Origin of the sequence: Halostella limicola, assembly GCF_003675875.1 — an archaeon.
GTDB classification, from domain to species: domain Archaea; phylum Halobacteriota; class Halobacteria; order Halobacteriales; family Natronoarchaeaceae; genus Halostella; species Halostella limicola.
This window is the reverse complement of the sequence record NZ_RCDI01000001.1, coordinates 33,047-50,591: the sequence shown is the minus strand read 5'-3', so window position 1 is coordinate 50,591 and position 17,545 is coordinate 33,047. Positions and strand designations below refer to the sequence as shown.

The following is a 17,545-nucleotide window of genomic DNA, read 5'->3' as shown; positions in this document are numbered from 1 at the left end:
TTATAGTCGTCCCTCCCCTACCCGGCGGTGTGAGTACCCGCACGAGTGCTCTGGACACGGTCGTATTCGGCGTCGACGTGCAGAGCGGCGACGTCCGCGGCGACGCTCCCTCCTACGCGCTGGTCGTCTTCGACGGCGACTCGATCGACCGCGACGTGGTGACCTACCGGAAGCTCCGTCGCCTCATCGAGAGCGAGGAGCCCGACATCGTCGCGACCGACAACATGTACGAACTCGCAGAGGACAAGGACGCGCTCGTGCATTTCCTGGGAGCGCTCCCGGACGGCACGCGGCTCGTTCAGGTCACTGGCGCGGAGCAGCCGGAGCCGCTCTCCCGGGTCGCCAGCCGGCACGGCGTCCCGTACGGGAAGGACCCGATGAAAGAGGCGGAGGCCGCGGCCCGCCTCGCCGCCCGCAACGTCGGGCAGGAGGTGTCCGCGTTCACGGACACGACCGAGGTGAAGGTGTCCCGCGGCCGCTCGACCGGCAAGGGCGGATGGAGCCAGGACCGCTACACCCGCCGGATCCACGGCGCGGTCCGCAGTCGCGCCCGCGAGGTCGAGTCCGAACTCGACGACGCGGGCCTGGAGTACGAGATGGACGTCACGGAGAAGTACGGCGGGTACTCGAACGCCGTCTTCCGCGTGAAGGCCCGACCTCAGGACATCCCCGTCTCGCGCGGCCGCAACGGCGACACCCGGACCGAGATCGAGCGCGTGCGCCGCGACGGCATCGAGTTCCGCCCGCTCGCCAAGCGCCGCGACCACGTCCTCGTCGGCATCGACCCCGGCACGACCACCGCCGTCGGCGTCGTCGACCTCGACGGCAACGTCCTCGACGTGCTGTCGACCCGGACGGCCGACACCGCCGAGGTGATCGAGTGGATCGTCGAGCGCGGCCGGCCGATCCTCGTCGCCGCGGACGTGACGCCGATGCCCGAGACCGTCGAGAAGATCCGCCGGAGCTTCGACGCCGCGGCGTGGGCGCCCGTCTCCGACCTCCCGGTCGACGAGAAGCAACACCGCACCCGCGAGGTCGGCTACGACAACGACCACGAGCGCGACGCGGTCGCCGCGGCGCTGTTCGCGTTCGACGACCATCGGGACCAGTTCGAGCGCATCGCCCGGAAGGTGCCGCCGCGGATGGACCGCGGCGAGATCACCGCCCGCGTCCTCGCCGGCGAGGAGTCCGTCGAGACCGTCATCGACGACCTCACCGAGACCGACGAGGACGAGGAGGAGACCACCGAGCACACCCCGCGCGAGCTCACCGACGACGAGAAGCGCATCCGCGACCTCGAACGGCAGGTCGAACGCCTCCAGGACCACGTCGAGGACCTGAACGACACCGTCGAGGAGAAAGACGCCCGCATCGACGAACTGGAGGGGAAACTCGACGCCGCCCGGAGCGAGGAACGCCGCGAGGTCCGCAAGGACCGCGAGGTGACTCGCCTCGAACGCGAGACCGAGCGCCTCGAACGCGAACTCGAAACAGAGCGCCAGCGCAACGAGGAGCTTCAGGGGAAGCTCGACCGGCTCAAGGAGCTGTGGAAGCTCGACCACTCGAACTTCTCCGACGTGGCCGCCGAGAAGAAGAACCTCGTCCCGGTCAAGCCCGTCGAGAAGTTCACCAAGGGCGCGCTCGAAGCCGCCGACGAGGCGTACGGCCTCGCCGAGGACGACGTGGTCTACCTGCGCGACGCCAGCGGCGCGGGCCGGAGCACTGCCGAGAAGCTCGCCGAGGTGAACCCCCGCGTCGTCCTCAAGAGCGGCGGCGACCTCTCCGACGTCGCCGACGAGATCCTGTTCGAGCACGAGATCCCGGTCGGCCCGGCCGACGACGTGACCATGCAGGAGGTCGACGAGCTCGCGGTCGCACGCGAGAACGAGGTCGAGGCCGTCATCGACGACTGGGAGGACCGCGCGGAGGAGCGGCGCAAGGAGCGCAAGGCCGAGGAGCTCGACCGCCTCATCAGCGAGCACCGGGCGGACCGCGGCGAGTCCGACTAGCGACCTTCTTCCCGCTCGGGTGAACACCGTAGGCTCTAAACCCTCGCTCCGACTCCGTGGCGGTATGGACACGTACGACCTGATCACCCGGAACGCGGCCGAGGTGGTCACGGAGGACGAGGTGGAGGCGATGGCCGAGGACCCCGAGGGCAAGCGGGCGTACGTCGGCTACGAGCCCTCCGGCGTCCTCCACATCGGTCACATGCTGACCGCGAACAAGCTCATCGACCTGCAGGAGGCGGGCTTCGAGGTCACCGTCCTGCTCGCGGACGTGCACGCCTACCTCAACGACAAGGGCACGTTCGAGGAGATCCGCGAGACGGCCGAGAGGATGCAGGAGCAGTTCATCGCGTACGGCCTCGACGAGGACCGGACGGACTTCGTCTACGGCTCCTCGTACCAGACGGACGAGGACTACGAACTGGACCTCCACGCCCTGCAGGTGGAGACGACGCTGAACCGCGCCCAGCGCGCGATGGCCGAGATCCAGAGCGGCGAGACGGCGAAGGTGAGCCACGTCGTCTACCCGCTAATGCAGGCGCTGGACATCGAGTACCTCGACGTCGACCTCGCGGTCGGCGGGCTGGACCAGCGGAAGGTCCACATGCTCGCGCGGGAGAACCTCCCGGAACTGGGCTACGACTCGCCGACGAGCCTCCACACGCCCATCCTCGCCGACCTGACGACGGGCGAGGGGAAGATGTCGAGCAGCGAGGGCGTCACCATCTCGATGGAGGACTCCGCCGAGGACCTGGAGGAGAAGGTCAACTCGGCGTACTGCCCCCCGACGCGCGACCCGGAGCCCGACGACGAGGGCAACGAGCGCGAGAACCCCGTCCTCCAGATCTTCGAGTACCACGTGTTCCCGCGCTTCGAGGAGGTCGTCGTGGAGCGCCCCGACGAGTACGGCGGCGATCTGGAGTACGAAGACTACGAGACGCTCGCGGACGACCTGGAGAGCGGCGAACTCCACCCGGCGGACGCGAAGTCGGCGCTGGCAGACTACCTCGACCGCCTGATCGAGCCGGGCCGCGACAAACTGCGGTCCTGACGCCGTCACTCGACCGCTAACTCCCCGCCGCACTCCGGACAGACGAGCGGGTCGCCCTCCTCGTCCGGGATGCGCATCTCGTCGTGCCCGCAGTCCGGGCAGGCGACGTCGCCGACGCCCGGGATCCGGGCGATCCGCACGTCTTCGGTCTCCTTCGGCGCGCCGAGCGCGAACGCGACGACCGGGTCGTCGCCCTCGTTGCCGCCGGTCTGGAACTCGCCGGGGGCGAACCGGACCGCCTCGCTCTCGCCCACCGTGACCTTGCCGTCTCTCGTCCGGAACGTCGCCTCCCCCTCGACGACGAGGAATATCTCCTCCTGGTCCGCGTGGGCGTGGAGCGCGCCGCTGAACCGCTCGCCGGGTTCGAGGACGTACCGCGCGACGGCGACGTTCGACGCGTTCAGCGGTTCGGTCAGGCCGCGGCGGTCGTGCGTCCGGTTCTCCGGGTCGAACGTGCTCGGCTCCACGTCGTCGATCGAGACCTTCTCCATGCGACCGGGTTCGACGGAGGCGATCAAAAGCGTTCGCCGCTGGCGAGGAAAAGGAGCCTTCAGGTGCTCGTTCCGGCCGTCCTACATCATCCCGCCCATGCCGAACGACGAGAGCAGGTTGCTGACGAGCGCTTTCACCGTGAGGCCGAAGCCGAAAAGCACCAGCGCCATCCCCGCGGCGACGACGGGGTCAGCCCACGCGATGAGGCCGAGGCCGCCGAGGATGACGACGATACCGAGGACGCCGATCGCGCCGAGTTTCTCGAGCATAGCCACCCTGACGGCGGTCGGGACTTAAAAGACGGCGATATTTCTCCGGGAGGTCCAGCGGGTTTAAAAGCCTCCCGCGCCTTGTAACGCCTATGAGCGACAACGAGGGACGCAAAGACCTCCGCATGCCAGACGACGACGAGGTGTTCGCGACAGTAACCAACATGCTCGGCGCGAACCGCGTCAAGGTCCGCTGCGCGGACGGGACGGAGCGAACGGCCCGGATCCCGGGCAAGATGCAAAAGCGGATCTGGATCCGCGAGGACGACGTCGTGCTCGTCGAGCCGTGGGACTGGCAGGACGAGAAGGCCGACATCACCTGGCGCTACGAGAAGCAGGAAGCCGACCAGCTCCGGGAAGAAGGCCACATCCAGTAATTTTCACTATGTCGACGCCGCGCCCCCATAACCGACCAGCGGGCGATCCGGCGACGGCGGTGCCACGATGACCGGCGAGTTCGAACTGGTCGACCAGGACAACGCCGACGCGCCGGGCGACGAGTGGGAGGAACTCGACGTCTCCGACACGGAGGCCGACGAGATCGCCCGCGAGCGCGACCGCGAGTTCGACGAGTTCCGCAAGAAGATCAAAAACAGCGAGCGCTTCAAGGTCGAGGCGTCGGTGTTCGACGACGCGACCTTCGCCGCCCTCTACAAGCTCGTGCAGGACGGCTACGTGGACGCACTCGGCGGCCCCGTCTCCACCGGCAAGGAGGCGAACGTCTACGCCGCGCTGGGCAGCGGCGGCGAGGTCGCGATCAAGGTGTACCGGATCAACGCCAGCGACTTCCGGGACATGCGGGACTACCTCGTCGGCGACCCCCGCATCGACGACCTCGGCGGCGACAAGAAGCGGGTCGTGCTCGCGTGGACGAAAAAGGAGTTCGCCAACCTCAAGCGCGCCCAGAAGGCCGGCGTCCGCGTCCCCGACCCCATCGCCGTCGAGCGCAACGCCCTCGTGATGGAGTTTCTCGGCCACGACGGCGAGCGCGCGAAGCGCCTCGGCGAGGTCCACGTCGAGAACCCCCAGACGGCGTACGAGGTGCTCCGGGAGTACGTCCGCCGCCTCTACGACGCCGGCCTCGTCCACGGCGACCTCTCGGAGTACAACGTCGTCGTCTACGACGGCCACCTCGTCGTCATCGACGTCGGGCAGGCCGTCACTATCCACCACCCGAACGCCGAGGACTTCCTCGAACGCGACTGCGAGAACGTCGCGAACTTCTTCGCCCGGCAGGGCCTCGACGTCTCCGGCGAGGACCTGCTCGCGTACGTCCGGAAGAACGCGGACCCCCGCGGGAACTAAGGACCTCGAAACGCTTTTTTGCGGGCATCGACTACGCTAACGCGATGCGTTCCGCTCCCGTCTCGGCTTGGCGCTGGCGTCGGCTCCGGGGAGCGGACAGTGTCGGCGGCGCGGCCGGCGCGGCGTAACCCGTCGCCCGGGCGGCCGGCGCTCACTCGCTTTCTCTCGCGCACCGCCGTCCGACCAGCCTTGCAGCTACGACCTCACCACAGCATGACAGCCGACGCCACAGTGACGCCGTACGACGTCGAGGGGGAACTCGACTACGAGAAGCTCCTCGACCGCTTCGGCGCCGACGAACTGACCGACGACCAGATCGATCGCTTCCCCGACCCGCCTCACCCGCTGGTGCGCCGTCGGGTGTTCTACGCGGAGCGGGACCTCGACCCGTTCCTCGCCGCCGCGGAGCGTGGCGAGACGCACTCGATAGTGACGGGACTGGGGCCGTCCGGCCCCCTCCACATCGGGCACGTCTTCCCCTTTTACTTCGCGAAGCACCTGCAGGAGCGGACGGGCGCGCACGTGTACGTCCCCGTCTCGGACGACGAGAAGTACTTCACCAGGGGCCTCTCGTTCGACGAGGTCCGCGGGCATCTCCGGGAGAACCTGCGAGACCTGCTCGCGGTCGGGTTCGACCCCGACCGGACGCGGATCGTGATAGACACCGCCGACGCCGGCGCGCTCTACCCGCACGCCGCGTCGTTCGCGAGCGACATCACGCAGGCGACGGTCGACGCCACCTACGGCGAGCCGGGGAACGTCGGGACCTCGTTCTACCCGGCGATGCAGGCGACGCACCTGCTCCTGCCGCAACTCGTCCACGGCGAGCACCCGACGCTCGTCCCCATCGCCGTCGACCAGGACCCCCACGTCCGGGTGTGTCGCGACGTGGCCGCGAAGGAGAAGTACGACGTGCGAAAGCCTGGCGCGTTGCTCTCGAAGTTCCTCCCCGGACTGACGGGCCCGGGGAAGATGAGCAGCTCCGACGACGCGCCGTCGATCTACCTCACCGACGACCACGAGACGGTCGAGCGCAAGGTCGAGAGACACGCCTACTCCGGCGGGCGCGAAAGCCTCGCCGAGCACCGCGAGCACGGCGGGGACCCGGAGGTCGACGTCGCCTTCCGGTACCTCCGCGCCTTCTTCGAGGACGACGACGCCGAGGTGGCGCGGCTGGCCCGCGAGTACCGCTCCGGCGAGTTGCTCTCCGGGGAGATGAAAGCGCACGCTATCGACCGCATCGCCGAGTTCCTCGACGCGCATCAGCGCCGCCGCGAGGCGCTCGGCGACCTCCGTGACGAACTCGAACCGTACCGGCTGACGGCGGACGAACGCGAGCGGCTACGCCCGGACCCGCTGGGGTAGCGTTCAAGTGCGGCCGCGCCGAGCGGTCGCGCATGGACGACGACATCCGCTCCCCGGAGGAGGCCTTCTCCCTGCTCGCGAACGAGACGCGGTTCGGGATCCTGCGGGCGCTCTGGGACGCCGAGGACGACGCCCTCTCGTTCTCGGAGCTGCGGGAACGCTCCGGCGTGAGCGACAGCGGCCAGTTCAACTACCACCTCGGCAAGCTCGTCGGCGCGTTCGTCCGGGAGACGGAGGGCGGGTACGCGCTCCGCTACGCCGGCTATCAGGCGATCGGGGCGGTACTGGCGGGGGCGTACACCCGCGAGACGACCGTCGACCCCGTCCCGGTCGACGGCGCCTGTCCCGAGTGCGGCGGCCCGCTCGAAGCGTCGTACCGCGAGGAGCGCGCCCGGATCGGCTGCGCGAACTGCGGCGCCGCGATCACCGAGTACGACGTGCCGCCGGGGATCGTCGACGCGTACGAGCCCGAAGAGCTGCCGCACGTGTTCGACCGCTGGGTGCGGACGCAGATGCCCCAGCACCTCGCCGGGTTCTGTCCGCGCTGTCTCGGCCGGCTCCGAACCGCGCTCGCGCCCGACCTGTCGGCGGAGGACGACCCGCCGGCCGTGACCCACGAGTGCGACCGGTGCGTCTTCTCCTCGTACTCCGTCGTCGGCGCGGTGGTGCTCGACCACCCTGCGGTGGTCGCGTTTCACTACGACCACGGCGTCGACCTCCGGGAGACGCCGCTGTGGGAACTCGACTGGATCGTCTCCAGCCGGCACGAGCTCGTCTCGACGGACCCGCCTCGTGCGCGCGTGTACGTCCGCTACGGCGACGAGGAGCTCGCCGTGGACGTGGACGCCGACGGCGACGTGACCGACGTGAAGCGGCGTCCGGCGTAGCGCCGCCGTCTACCGGTCGGATATCGAACAGAAGATCGCATCTGTTTCGCGCGAAACAGAAATGTAGTTCTGATTATGTTTATGCGGCGCGCCGCCGACCCGTCTCGTATGCGATCGCTTCTCCGAAACGGGAACTTCGCGCGGCTGTTCGCCGGCCGGCTCGTGACCAACGCCGGCGACAGCGTCTACTTCGTCGCCGCGATGTGGCTGGTGTACGACCTCACGGACGACCCTCTGTACTCCGGGATCGCGGGTTTCCTGACGATGGGCCCGGCGGCGCTGCAGTTCCTGTTCGGGCCGCTTGTCGACCGCTGGGACCTCCGGCGGGTGCTCGTCGGCACGCAGGCGGCACAGGGGGTGCTCGTGCTCGTCGTCCCGCTGGCGGCCGCGCTCGACGCGCTCTCGGTGTGGCTAGTTCTCGCGGTGATGCCGGTGCTGTCCCTGCTGAACCAGTTCGTCTACCCGGCGCAGGCGGCGGCGCTCCCCCGGATCCTCGACGACGACGAACTCGTCCGGGCGAACTCGGCGTTCTCGCTGGCCTATCAGGGGGCGGACGCGGTGTTCAACGCCGTCGGCGGGGTGCTCGTGGCGCTCGCCGGCGCGGTCACGCTGTTTCTCGCCGACGTCGTCACGTTCGCCGTCGCCGCGGCGCTGTTCGCCACCCTGTCGATGCCGCCCGTGGACGACGGGACGAGTGACGGCGGAACGACCGACGAGGGAGTCGCCGCGACGGAGAACGGGGATACCGCCGTCGCGGACGGCGGGGAGGGTCCCGCCGGTGACGAGTCGGCGTACCTCGCCGATCTCCGCGAGGGCGTCGCGGTGCTTCGGGGGTCCGTCCTCGCGTTCGTCGTCGCCGGGGCGGCGTTCGTCAACTTCGCTGCCGGCGCGACGTTCGCCACGCTCCCGGCGTTCGCGGACACGGTCGGCGGCGCGGGGGCGTACGGCGTCCTCGCCGCGGCGTTCGCCGCGGGCAACTTCGTCGGCGCGCTCGTCGCCTCGGCGCTGGAGGACTACCCGTTCGGCCGGCTCTCGGTCGCCTGCTTCGCCGTCTCCGGCGCGCTGTGGTCCGGGGCGGTCGCCGCCGGCCCGTTTCCCGTCACGGCCGCGCTGTTCGGTCTGGCGTTCGTCCCCGTCGGCGTGGTGAACGTCCTCCTCGCGGCGCTTGTACAGGCGGGCGTCCCTGACGGACTGGTCGGCCGGGTGAGCAGTGTCCTCGGGAGCGCCTCGATGGTCGCCACGCCGGTCGGCGCGCTCGTCGGCGGCGCCCTCGCAGGCGTCGTCGGGCCCGCGCCGGTCGTCGGCGCCGGCGGCGCGTTCATGGCGGCGCTCGCGGCGTACTGGGTCGCCGTCCCCTCGCTCCGTCGCCTGCCAGCAGTCGACGAGGTGTCGATCGACCCCGGCGCGACCGCCTGAGAGCCGCGGGGCCGAACCCTTAAACCGCCACATCGCCTACTCCTCTGCATGCAGCACGTGAAGATTCCGCAGGACCGCATCGGCGTGCTCATCGGCGAGGGCGGCGAGACGATGCGAGAGATCGAGAACCGCGCCGAGGTACGACTCGACATCGACTCCGAGAACGGCTCGGTCAGCATCGACAAGACGGGCGACCCCATTCTGGGGCTGAAGGGGCCGGACATCGTCAGAGCCATCGGTCGCGGCTTCAAGCCGGAGGTGGCGATGACCCTGCTCGACGACGAGATGATGATGTTCGACCTCGTCGACATCGACGCGGCGGCCCGCAACAAGACCGACCTGAAGCGCAAGAAGGGCCGCCTCATCGGCGAGAACGGCCGGACCCGCGAGCTGATGGAGGAGCTCACCGGCGCATCGGTCGTCATCTACGGGTCGACGCTGGGTGTGATCGGCAACCCCCAGCAGGTCGAGATCGTCCGCGAAGCCGCCGAGATGATCCTCGACGGCGCGCCCCACGGGTCGGTGTACTCGTTCCTCGAGCGCAAGCACAACGAGCTCAAGCGTCAGGGGATGGAGTACCACCAGTTCCCCGGATAGGGTCACTTAAACCCTCCTCTCGGCGGGGCTTGTGACGGCATGCCACGGCCCCCTGTGCGGTGGTCTCCGGGAACAGTACCGGTACTTTTATATAGAATCACAATCAACCTATTGCTTGATTATGGCGCAGCAGATGGGCAACCAGCCGCTTATTGTACTTTCGGAGGACAGCCAGCGTACCTCCGGGAAAGACGCACAGTCGATGAACATCACCGCCGGGCAGGCGGTCTCCGAGGCCGTCCGAACGACGCTCGGCCCGAAGGGGATGGACAAGATGCTCGTGGACTCCACGGGCGACGTCGTCGTCACGAACGACGGCGTGACCATCCTCAAGGAGATGGACATCGAGCACCCGGCGGCCAACATGATCGTCGAGGTCGCCGAGACGCAGGAGGACGAGGTCGGCGACGGCACGACGAGCGCCGTCGTCGTCTCCGGCGAACTCCTCAGCCAGGCAGAGGACCTGCTGGACCAGGACATCCACGCCACCACGCTGGCCCAGGGGTACCGTCAGGCCGCCGAGGAGGCAAAGGAGATCCTCGAGGACATCGCCATCGACGTCTCGGAGGACGACACCGAGATCCTCACGCAGATCGCCGCCACGGCGATGACCGGCAAGGGCGCGGAGTCCGCGAAGGACCTGCTCGCCGAACTCGTCGTCGACGCCGTCCGCTCCGTGGCCGACGACGACGGCATCGACACTGACAACATCAAGGTCGAGAAGGTCGTCGGCGGCTCCATCGAGAACTCGGAGCTCGTCGAGGGCGTCATCGTCGACAAGGAGCGCGTCCACGAGAACATGCCCTACTTCGTGGAGGACGCCAACGTCGCCGTCCTCGACGACGCGCTCGAAGTCGCGGAGACCGAGATCGACGCCGAGGTCAACGTCACCGACCCCGACCAGCTCCAGCAGTTCCTCGACCAGGAGGAGGAGCAGCTCAAGGAGATGGTCGACCAGCTCGCCGACGTCGGCGCCGACGTCGTCTTCGCGCAGGACGGCATCGACGACATGGCCCAGCACTACCTCGCGCAGGAAGGCATCATCGCCGTCCGCCGCGTGAAGTCCAGCGACGCCGACAAGCTCGCCCGCTCGACGGGCGCCCGCGTCGTCGGTAACCTCGACGACATCGAGGAGGACGACCTCGGCTTCGCCGGCAGCGTCGCACAGAAGGACATCGGCGGTGACCAGCGCATCTTCGTCGAGGACGTCGAAGAGGCCAAGTCCGTCAGCCTCATCCTCCGCGGCGGCACCGAGCACGTCGTCGACGAGGTCGAGCGCGCCATCGAGGACTCGCTCGGCGTCGTCCGCGTCACCCTCGAGGACGGGCAGGTCCTGCCCGGCGGCGGCGCGCCCGAGACGGAGCTCGCCCTGCAGCTGCGCCAGTTCGCCGACTCCGTCGGCGGCCGCGAGCAGCTCGCCGTCGAGGCGTTCGCCGACGCGCTGGAGATCAACCCGCGCACCCTCGCCGAGAACGCCGGCCTCGACCCCATCGACTCCCTCGTGGACCTGCGCAGCCAGCACGACGGCGGCGCCACGGCCGCGGGCCTCGACGCCTACACCGGCGACATCATCGACATGGAGGAGGAGGGCGTCGTCGAACCCCTCCGCGTGAAGACCCAGGCCATCGAGTCCGCCACCGAGGCGGCCGTGATGATCCTCCGCATCGACGACGTCATCGCCGCGGGCGACCTCTCCGGCGGTCAGGTCGACCCCGACGACGGCGGTGACGAAGGTCCCGGCGGTGCCGGCGGCCCCGGCGGTATGGGCGGCGGCATGGGCGGTATGGGCGGCATGGGCGGCGCGATGTAAGCGCCGGTCACGAGTAGCCGCACCCACCCCCACCGCTTCCCGTCTCGCACCGCTCGCCGATCGACGATCCGTTCTTTTATCGCGTATCACCGCACAGCGACGGCTCTCGTCGGCGATCTGCGCCTGTTCCGGACCCCCGTCGTTTCGGTTCAACTAAGTATTGCCGCGTGAAACCGTCGGTCATGGACACGCTGCTGCTAAACAGCGACGCGGTCGACGAGAACGCGCGGATGGACGCGGTGATCCGGGCGGTCGAGGACGCGTTCGGGGCGTACCAGCGCGGCGACGTACAGATGCCGGCGAAGTCCTACATCGAACTGGAGCGGTACAACGGGGACTTCCGGTCGATGCCCGCCTACATGGACGCCGGCGACTGGGACGCCGCGGGCGTCAAGTGGGTGAACGTCCACCCCGACAACCCCGAGGACCACGACCTGCCGACCGTCATGGGGACGATGATCTACTCCGACCCCGAGACGGCGTACCCGCTCGCCGTGATGGACGGGACGACGCTGACGATGAAGCGGACCGGCGCGGCCGCCGCCGTCGCGACCGATCACCTCGCCGTCGAGGACGCGACGACGCTCGGCATCGTCGGGGCCGGCGTCCAGTCGTACACCCAGCTGGAGGCCATCGCCGAGGTGCGACCCATCGACGAGGTCGTCGTCGCCGACAAGGACGCTGACCGGATCGACGCCTTCCGCGCGGAGTTCGAGGACCGTTTCACCGTCCGCGAGGGCTCCATCGCCGAGGCGGCGTCCTGCGACGTGCTGTCGACGGTGACGCCCGTCCGCGACCCCATCGTCTCGCTGTCGGACCTGGGCGAACACACCCACGTCAACGCGATGGGCGCCGACGCCGAGGGCAAGCAGGAGCTCGACGACGAGGTGTTGCTCTCCGCGAAGCTCGTCATCGACGACCACGAGCAGTGCACCCACTCCGGCGAGGTCAACGTCCCGTGGGGCGAGGGGACGATCGGCGACGACGACATCCACGGCGAGATCGGCGAGATCGTCGCCGGCGAGAAGGAGGGCCGCACCGCGGACGACGGGGTCACCGTCTTCGACTCGACGGGACTCGCGATCCAGGACGTCGCCGCCGCCCGCGTCGTCTACGAGGAGGCGAAGGAGGCGGGCAACGGCCACCCCTTCGACATCGTCCAGGCGTAGGGCGCGCCGTTCCGCCGACCGGAGCCCGACTCCCGTGACCGCTCGCTGTCAGATGCCCAGCCACTCGTCGTTTCGGACCTCGTACCCGTTCGACCGGCAGAACTTCGCCGCCTCCCGGCGCACCGCTCGGGACCCCGGGAGCTTCTCCTTGTCGCGGATCCGCTCGACGACCCAGTCGCTGATGACCCTGACCCCCTCGTCGTCGTCGTCCGCGTCGATCGCTTTGAGCTCCCGAAGCGTCTTCTCGTAGGCGTCGCGCTGGGACCCGCGCAGCTCCGCGTTCGGAAGCGTCTCGACGGCCTCGACGATCCGTTTCATGGCCGCGGCGATCGTCGGCCGCTGCACCCGCTCGCGAACGGCGGCAGGGGCGTCGAAGGTCTCGGCGTGCGCGTCCGGGAGCAGTTCCCCGACGTCGTAGGTCCCCTCGCTCGATTCCACCTCCCGGTCGCCGACCGCCGCGACGACGTCGGCTCCCGTCGCCGGGAACTCCACCGCTTCGAGTTCGGACTCGAAGTCGCCGAGCTCCCGCTCGTCGACCGGCGGCTCCGTCTCGTCGCCGCGCTCCAGGTCCGCGGCGAGGTCGCGTTTCCGCTGGCGTTTCTCCTCGTCTTGCGCTTGCTTCTCTCGGCCCGCTTTGTCGTCTGCCATTTATACACAAAGGAGGTCTACGCGGATAACCCTGTGGTGAGAGCACCGGCGAACCGGAGGCGTCCGGAACGCCGGACACTGAAGTCGCTGGAGTCCGTTCGGAACGGGCGTGAGCGCGTCGAACGCCGCCGCGACGGAGGAGGGGACGACCGAACTCACCATCGCCGCCCACTCGGGCGACGACGCCCTCCGCGGCGAGGCCGAGCGCTGCAAGCTCTCCCGCTCGCTGCTCGCGGCCCTCGGCGTCAGCGTCGGCGAGCAGGTCCGCCTCGGCCCCCGGGGGACGTGCGGGACCTTCGACTGCGGGCTCTTCACGGTCGCCGGCGCCTGCGACCGGCGGGCGACGGCGCTGGTGGACGACGCCGGCCTCGACAGGCTCGGCATCAGGGACGGCACCGAGGGGGTCGCGCTCCCCTTCGCGGTCCATCCCGAGTACGACACCCGCGAGGCCGCCGCCGACGCGGACGAGTACGTCGAGACCCTCCGCGAGCGCGCCCGCGCCGACCTGGTCGCCTGCGCGCCGCACGGCGGCTGGATCGAGCACCCGACCGACGAGCAGGCCGCCCGCGTCGCGGACGCCCTCGGCGCGACGGAGTGGTCCTGCGCCGGCTACAACGACGTCGGCGGCGCGTACGACCGCTGGCACGTCACCTCGACGGCGCTTCACCCGCGGTCGTTCCCGAAGCTCGGACGCATCGTTGACCGCGGGTTCGCCCACGCGGTGAGCTTCCACGGCTTCTCCGGGAGCGGCGTCGCCGTCGGCGGCGGCGCGCCGGCGTCGCTGAAGGTCGAGGTTCGCGACGCGATCGCCGCCGAGACCGGCCACGACGCCTACCTCGCCGACGCGGACGGCGCGTACGCCGGCGACTCGCCGGAGAACGTCGTCAACCGGCTCACGGCGGCGGGCAACGGCGTCCAGATCGAGCAGTCCCCCGCCGTCCGCGGGGACTGGGCGGCGGTGGCCGACGCCGTCGCGAGCGTCTACGCGGACCAAGTCTGAGACACGGGCAGGGGGTGGTCCGTCGCCCGCCGCGACGACCGCGCCACTGTCGGATGAAAAGGTATAGGACGCCGACCCGCGGAATCGTACACAAACAGATGAGCGACGAGCAATACGACCACGCGGCGGTGGAGTCCCGCTGGCAGGCGGCGTGGGACGACGCGGACGTGTACCGGACGCCGGACGACGCCGAGGACCCGACGTACGTCCTCGGCATGTACCCGTACCCGTCCGGCAAGCTCCACATGGGCCACGTCCGGAACTACACGATCACGGACGCGTACGCCCGCTACCGCCGGATGCGCGGCGACGAGGTGCTCCACCCGATGGGGTGGGACGCGTTCGGCCTGCCGGCCGAGAACGCCGCGAAGGAGCGGGACACGAACCCGCGCGACTGGACCTTCGACTGCATCGACACGATGAAGGGCCAGATGGAGTCGATGGGCTTCGGCTACGACTGGGAGCGGGAGATAGCCACCTGCACGCCGGAGTACTACAAGTGGAACCAGTGGCTGTTCGCCCGCTTCCGGGAGGCCGGGCTGGTCGACCGCCGCGACGCCGAGGTCAACTGGTGTCCCAACTGCGAGACCGTCCTCGCGGACGAGCAGGTCGAGGGCGACGCGGAGCTGTGCTGGCGCTGTGACACCCCCGTCGAGCAGCGCGAACTGGACCAGTGGTTCCTGAAGATCACGGAGTACGCCGACGAACTGATCGACTATATCGACGAGCTGGAGGGGTGGCCGGACTCCGTCCGCCAGATGCAGCGCAACTGGATCGGCCGGCAGTACGGCACCCGCCTGCCGTTCGCCATCGGCGACGCCGACGACCCCGAGCGCCACGGAACGGTAGAGGCGTTCACGACGCGGGCCGACACCGTCCACGGCGCGACCTTCTTCGCGCTGGCCCCGGACCACCCCATCGCCGAGGAACTGGTCGAGGAAGACGACGACGTCCACGAGTTCGTCCACCACGAGGCCGACCCCGACGGCGACGAGCCCAACGGCGTCGAGACGGATCTCGTCGCGACCAACCCCGTGACGGGCGAGGAGATCCCCGTCTTCGTCGCGGACTTCGTCCTCTCGGACGTCGGGACCGGCGCGCTGATGGGCGTCCCCGGCCACGACGACCGCGACCACGCCTTCGCGTCGAAGATGGGCGTCGACATCGTGCCCGTGATCGCCCCCGAACCGGCGGACGGCGAGGATCCCGAAGCGCCGGACGTCTCCGAGGGGGCGTTCACCGACGACGGCGTGCTCGTCAACTCCGGCGAGTACTCCGGGCTGGACAGCGAGACGGCCCGCGAGCGCATCACCGCGGACACGGAGGGCGCCGAGGAAGCGACCCAGTACCGCCTGCGCGACTGGGGCATCTCCCGGCAGCGCTACTGGGGCACGCCGATCCCGATCGTCCACTGCGACGACTGCGGTCCGGTGTCGGTCCCCGATGAGGACCTGCCGGTGGAACTGCCGGAGTTCGTCAACACGACCGGGAACCCGCTGGACGCCGCCGAGGAGTGGAAGCGGACGACCTGTCCCGACTGCGGCGCGGACGCCGTCCGCGAGACGGATACGATGGACACGTTCGTCGACTCCTCGTGGTACTTCCTGCGGTACGTCTCCCCGGACCTCGACGACGCGCCGTTCGAACTGGAGCGGGCGAACGACTGGATGCCGGTCGACCAGTACGTCGGCGGCATCGAGCACGCCGTGATGCACCTGCTGTACTCGCGGTTCTTCACGAAGGTGCTGGCCGACGAGGAGGGACTGGAGCACCGCGAGCCGTTCACGAACCTGCTGGCCCAGGGGATGGTCCAGTTGGAGGGCGAGAAGATGTCCAAGTCGAAGGGCAACGTCGTCTCCCCGCAGCGCATCGTCGAGGAGTACGGCGCGGACACCGCTCGCCTGTTCATCATGCAGGCGGCCCAGCCCGAGCGCGCCTTCGACTGGAGCGAGGAGGGCGTCCGCTCGACCAACCGGTTCCTGACCCGGCTGAAGGGTCTGGTCGAGGAGTTCGACCCCGATGACGTCGACGGCGACCGCGACCCCGTCGCGGAGTACGTCGCCGACGAGATCGACGCGGCCGTCGCCGTCGCCACCGACGAGTACGACGACCTGACGTTCAACGTCGCGCTCCGGGAGGCGCAGGAACTGGTCGCGACGCTGCGGCAGTACCGCGACTTCGCGGACCCGCACGCCGAGACGTTCGAGCGCGGCCTCGACGTCGCGGTCCGCCTGCTGGCCCCGGTCGTCCCCCACCTGGCCGAGGAGCTGTACGACGAACTCGGCGGGGACGGCTTCGTCGCGGAGGCCGCGTGGCCGAGCGCCGACGTCGACCGGGACACCGTCCGGAAGCGCCGCAACCTGGTGGAGAACACCCGCGAGGACGTCCGCCAGATCGTCGAGGTGGCCGGCATCGAGGACCCCGAGCGGATCGACATCGTCGTCACGCCCGACTGGAAGTTCGAGGCACTCGGGATCGCAGTCGAGAGCGACGCCGAGAACCTCATCTCGGAGCTGATGCAGGAGTCCGAGATCCGTGAGCAGGGCGACGCCGCCGCGTCCTACGGGCAGGACCTGCAGGAGGAGCGGGAGGCGCTGTCGATGACGCTGTCCCCCGACGAGGAGCACGCGGCTCTCGTGGCCGCCGCGTGGCTGGTCGAGCGCGAGTTCGACGCCCCGGTCCGGGTCGTCCGGGCCGAAGAGGCCGACGACGAGACGGCGCGGAAGGCCGAGCCCGGTCGCCCCGCCATCGACATCGAGGAGTAGTCGATCACCGCTCTTTGCGCATCTGCAGGGCGAGCGCGGCGCCGACGAGCGCCGCGGCCCCGGCGAGAACGGCCGTCAGAACCCGCGAAGCGCCGCTGACGGAGGTCTGAAACCAGGAGAGGACGGTGACCGTCACCGCGATCGCGGCCAGCGACGCCCGCTCGGTCTCCGTGTACCGGCGCGCGATGTCGGTGTCCATGCGGACGTCTCCGCCGCGGAATACAATAAAAGTGACCGAACCGTCACTCGATCCGGATCCGGCGTCCCCCCTCGTCGCCCCGCTTCGGCAGGGTGATCGTCAGCACGCCGTTGGCGTACGTCGCCGATACGGACTCCTCGTCGACCTCGCCGGGGAGCCGGACGGTGCGGCTGACCGAGCGCTGTCGTCGCTCGCGGCGGTGGTACTGCATCCCGTCCTCCTCGTCTTCCGTCTCTACCTCCTCGGCGGTGCTCGCCTCGATGCTGAGACGGTCGTCGGACACCGTGAGCTCTATCTCGTCGGTGCCGTACCCCGGCAGGTCCGCCGTCACCACGTACTCGTCGTCGTCCTCCATCACGTCGACTGGGACGCTCCGCAGGTCAGTGCCGGCGCCGGCACCGCGGAGCAGCCCCTCCTCGGCCTGTTTACTCATCCTGTCGAGCATCTCCTGAAAATCGTCGAACGGATTGGGTTGCATGATTGTCCCCCCGGGCGGTACCGCGTGCCCTGTGCGACGCTAGCACGCTCGCGGGCTTAAACCTCGCGCCGCCGCGGGCCGCCGG

Annotated in this window: 17 protein-coding genes; 12 read left to right on the top strand and 5 right to left on the bottom strand. The window is 69.5% G+C overall.

The window, feature by feature from the left end:
* The first annotated feature begins 29 nt into the window (after positions 1-29).
* A complete protein-coding gene (locus D8670_RS01500; protein ID WP_121816337.1) occupies positions 30-2,009 on the top strand; it encodes a DUF460 domain-containing protein in 1,980 nt (659 codons plus the stop codon).
* Positions 2,010-2,073: 64 nt separating this feature from the next.
* The gene (locus D8670_RS01495) at positions 2,074-3,060 is read left to right on the top strand and encodes a tyrosine--tRNA ligase (RefSeq protein ID WP_121816336.1); all 987 of its coding nucleotides are present in this window, start codon (positions 2,074-2,076) and stop codon (positions 3,058-3,060) included.
* 5 nt (positions 3,061-3,065) lie between these two features.
* Here the strand turns inward: D8670_RS01495 and D8670_RS01490 are convergent, their stop codons facing one another.
* Together D8670_RS01490 and D8670_RS01485 are read right to left on the bottom strand one after the other, a co-directional pair.
* Positions 3,066-3,551, bottom strand: coding sequence for a cupin domain-containing protein (locus D8670_RS01490; RefSeq protein ID WP_121816335.1), 486 nt, complete (start codon positions 3,549-3,551; stop codon positions 3,066-3,068).
* Positions 3,552-3,632: 81 nt separating this feature from the next.
* The gene (locus D8670_RS01485; RefSeq protein WP_121816334.1) at positions 3,633-3,821 is read right to left on the bottom strand and encodes a DUF7470 family protein; all 189 of its coding nucleotides are present in this window, start codon (positions 3,819-3,821) and stop codon (positions 3,633-3,635) included.
* A 92-nt stretch (positions 3,822-3,913) separates the two neighbouring features.
* Between D8670_RS01485 and eif1A the strand changes: the two genes are divergently transcribed.
* The 8 genes from eif1A (at position 3,914) to D8670_RS01445 (ending at position 12,370) form a co-directional block, all read left to right on the top strand.
* Positions 3,914-4,198: a translation initiation factor eIF-1A gene (gene eif1A / locus D8670_RS01480; protein ID WP_121816333.1), complete on the top strand. Its 285-nt coding sequence runs from the start codon at positions 3,914-3,916 to the stop codon at positions 4,196-4,198.
* Positions 4,199-4,265: 67 nt separating this feature from the next.
* Positions 4,266-5,126, top strand: a complete 861-nt coding sequence (rio1, locus tag D8670_RS01475; protein WP_121816332.1) for a serine/threonine-protein kinase Rio1 — start codon at positions 4,266-4,268, stop codon at positions 5,124-5,126.
* Positions 5,127-5,339: 213 nt separating this feature from the next.
* A complete protein-coding gene (locus D8670_RS01470) occupies positions 5,340-6,491 on the top strand; it encodes a tryptophan--tRNA ligase (RefSeq protein ID WP_121816331.1) in 1,152 nt (383 codons plus the stop codon).
* Positions 6,492-6,523: 32 nt separating this feature from the next.
* Positions 6,524-7,378: a DUF7351 domain-containing protein gene (locus tag D8670_RS01465; RefSeq protein WP_121816330.1), complete on the top strand. Its 855-nt coding sequence runs from the start codon at positions 6,524-6,526 to the stop codon at positions 7,376-7,378.
* 108 nt (positions 7,379-7,486) lie between these two features.
* Positions 7,487-8,794, top strand: a complete 1,308-nt coding sequence (locus D8670_RS01460; protein WP_121816329.1) for an MFS transporter — start codon at positions 7,487-7,489, stop codon at positions 8,792-8,794.
* A 48-nt stretch (positions 8,795-8,842) separates the two neighbouring features.
* A complete protein-coding gene (locus D8670_RS01455) occupies positions 8,843-9,391 on the top strand; it encodes a KH domain-containing protein (protein WP_121816328.1) in 549 nt (182 codons plus the stop codon).
* Between the two features lie 121 nt (positions 9,392-9,512).
* A complete protein-coding gene (thsA, locus tag D8670_RS01450) occupies positions 9,513-11,201 on the top strand; it encodes a thermosome subunit alpha (protein WP_193569253.1) in 1,689 nt (562 codons plus the stop codon).
* Positions 11,202-11,383: 182 nt separating this feature from the next.
* Complete coding sequence (locus tag D8670_RS01445) at positions 11,384-12,370, top strand: ornithine cyclodeaminase family protein (RefSeq protein ID WP_121816327.1); 987 nt, start codon at positions 11,384-11,386, stop codon at positions 12,368-12,370.
* Between the two features lie 48 nt (positions 12,371-12,418).
* Here the strand turns inward: D8670_RS01445 and D8670_RS01440 are convergent, their stop codons facing one another.
* Complete coding sequence (locus D8670_RS01440; protein ID WP_121816326.1) at positions 12,419-13,018, bottom strand: DUF5789 family protein; 600 nt, start codon at positions 13,016-13,018, stop codon at positions 12,419-12,421.
* A gap of 109 nt (positions 13,019-13,127) precedes the next feature.
* On the opposite strand from D8670_RS01440, the gene D8670_RS01435 reads away from it, so the two are divergent.
* Positions 13,128-14,018 carry a poly-gamma-glutamate hydrolase family protein gene (locus D8670_RS01435; protein ID WP_121816325.1) on the top strand — a complete coding sequence of 297 codons (891 nt, stop codon included), beginning with the start codon at positions 13,128-13,130 and terminating at the stop codon, positions 14,016-14,018.
* A 98-nt stretch (positions 14,019-14,116) separates the two neighbouring features.
* On the top strand, positions 14,117-16,783 hold the full coding sequence (leuS, locus tag D8670_RS01430; protein WP_121816324.1) for a leucine--tRNA ligase: 2,667 nt from the start codon (positions 14,117-14,119) through the stop codon (positions 16,781-16,783).
* Between the two features lie 4 nt (positions 16,784-16,787).
* Here the strand turns inward: leuS and D8670_RS01425 are convergent, their stop codons facing one another.
* Both D8670_RS01425 and D8670_RS01420 read right to left on the bottom strand, forming a co-directional pair.
* On the bottom strand, positions 16,788-16,982 hold the full coding sequence (locus D8670_RS01425) for a hypothetical protein (RefSeq protein ID WP_121816323.1): 195 nt from the start codon (positions 16,980-16,982) through the stop codon (positions 16,788-16,790).
* Positions 16,983-17,025: 43 nt separating this feature from the next.
* Positions 17,026-17,460, bottom strand: coding sequence for an Hsp20/alpha crystallin family protein (locus tag D8670_RS01420; protein ID WP_121816322.1), 435 nt, complete (start codon positions 17,458-17,460; stop codon positions 17,026-17,028).
* Positions 17,461-17,545: the final 85 nt, after the last annotated feature.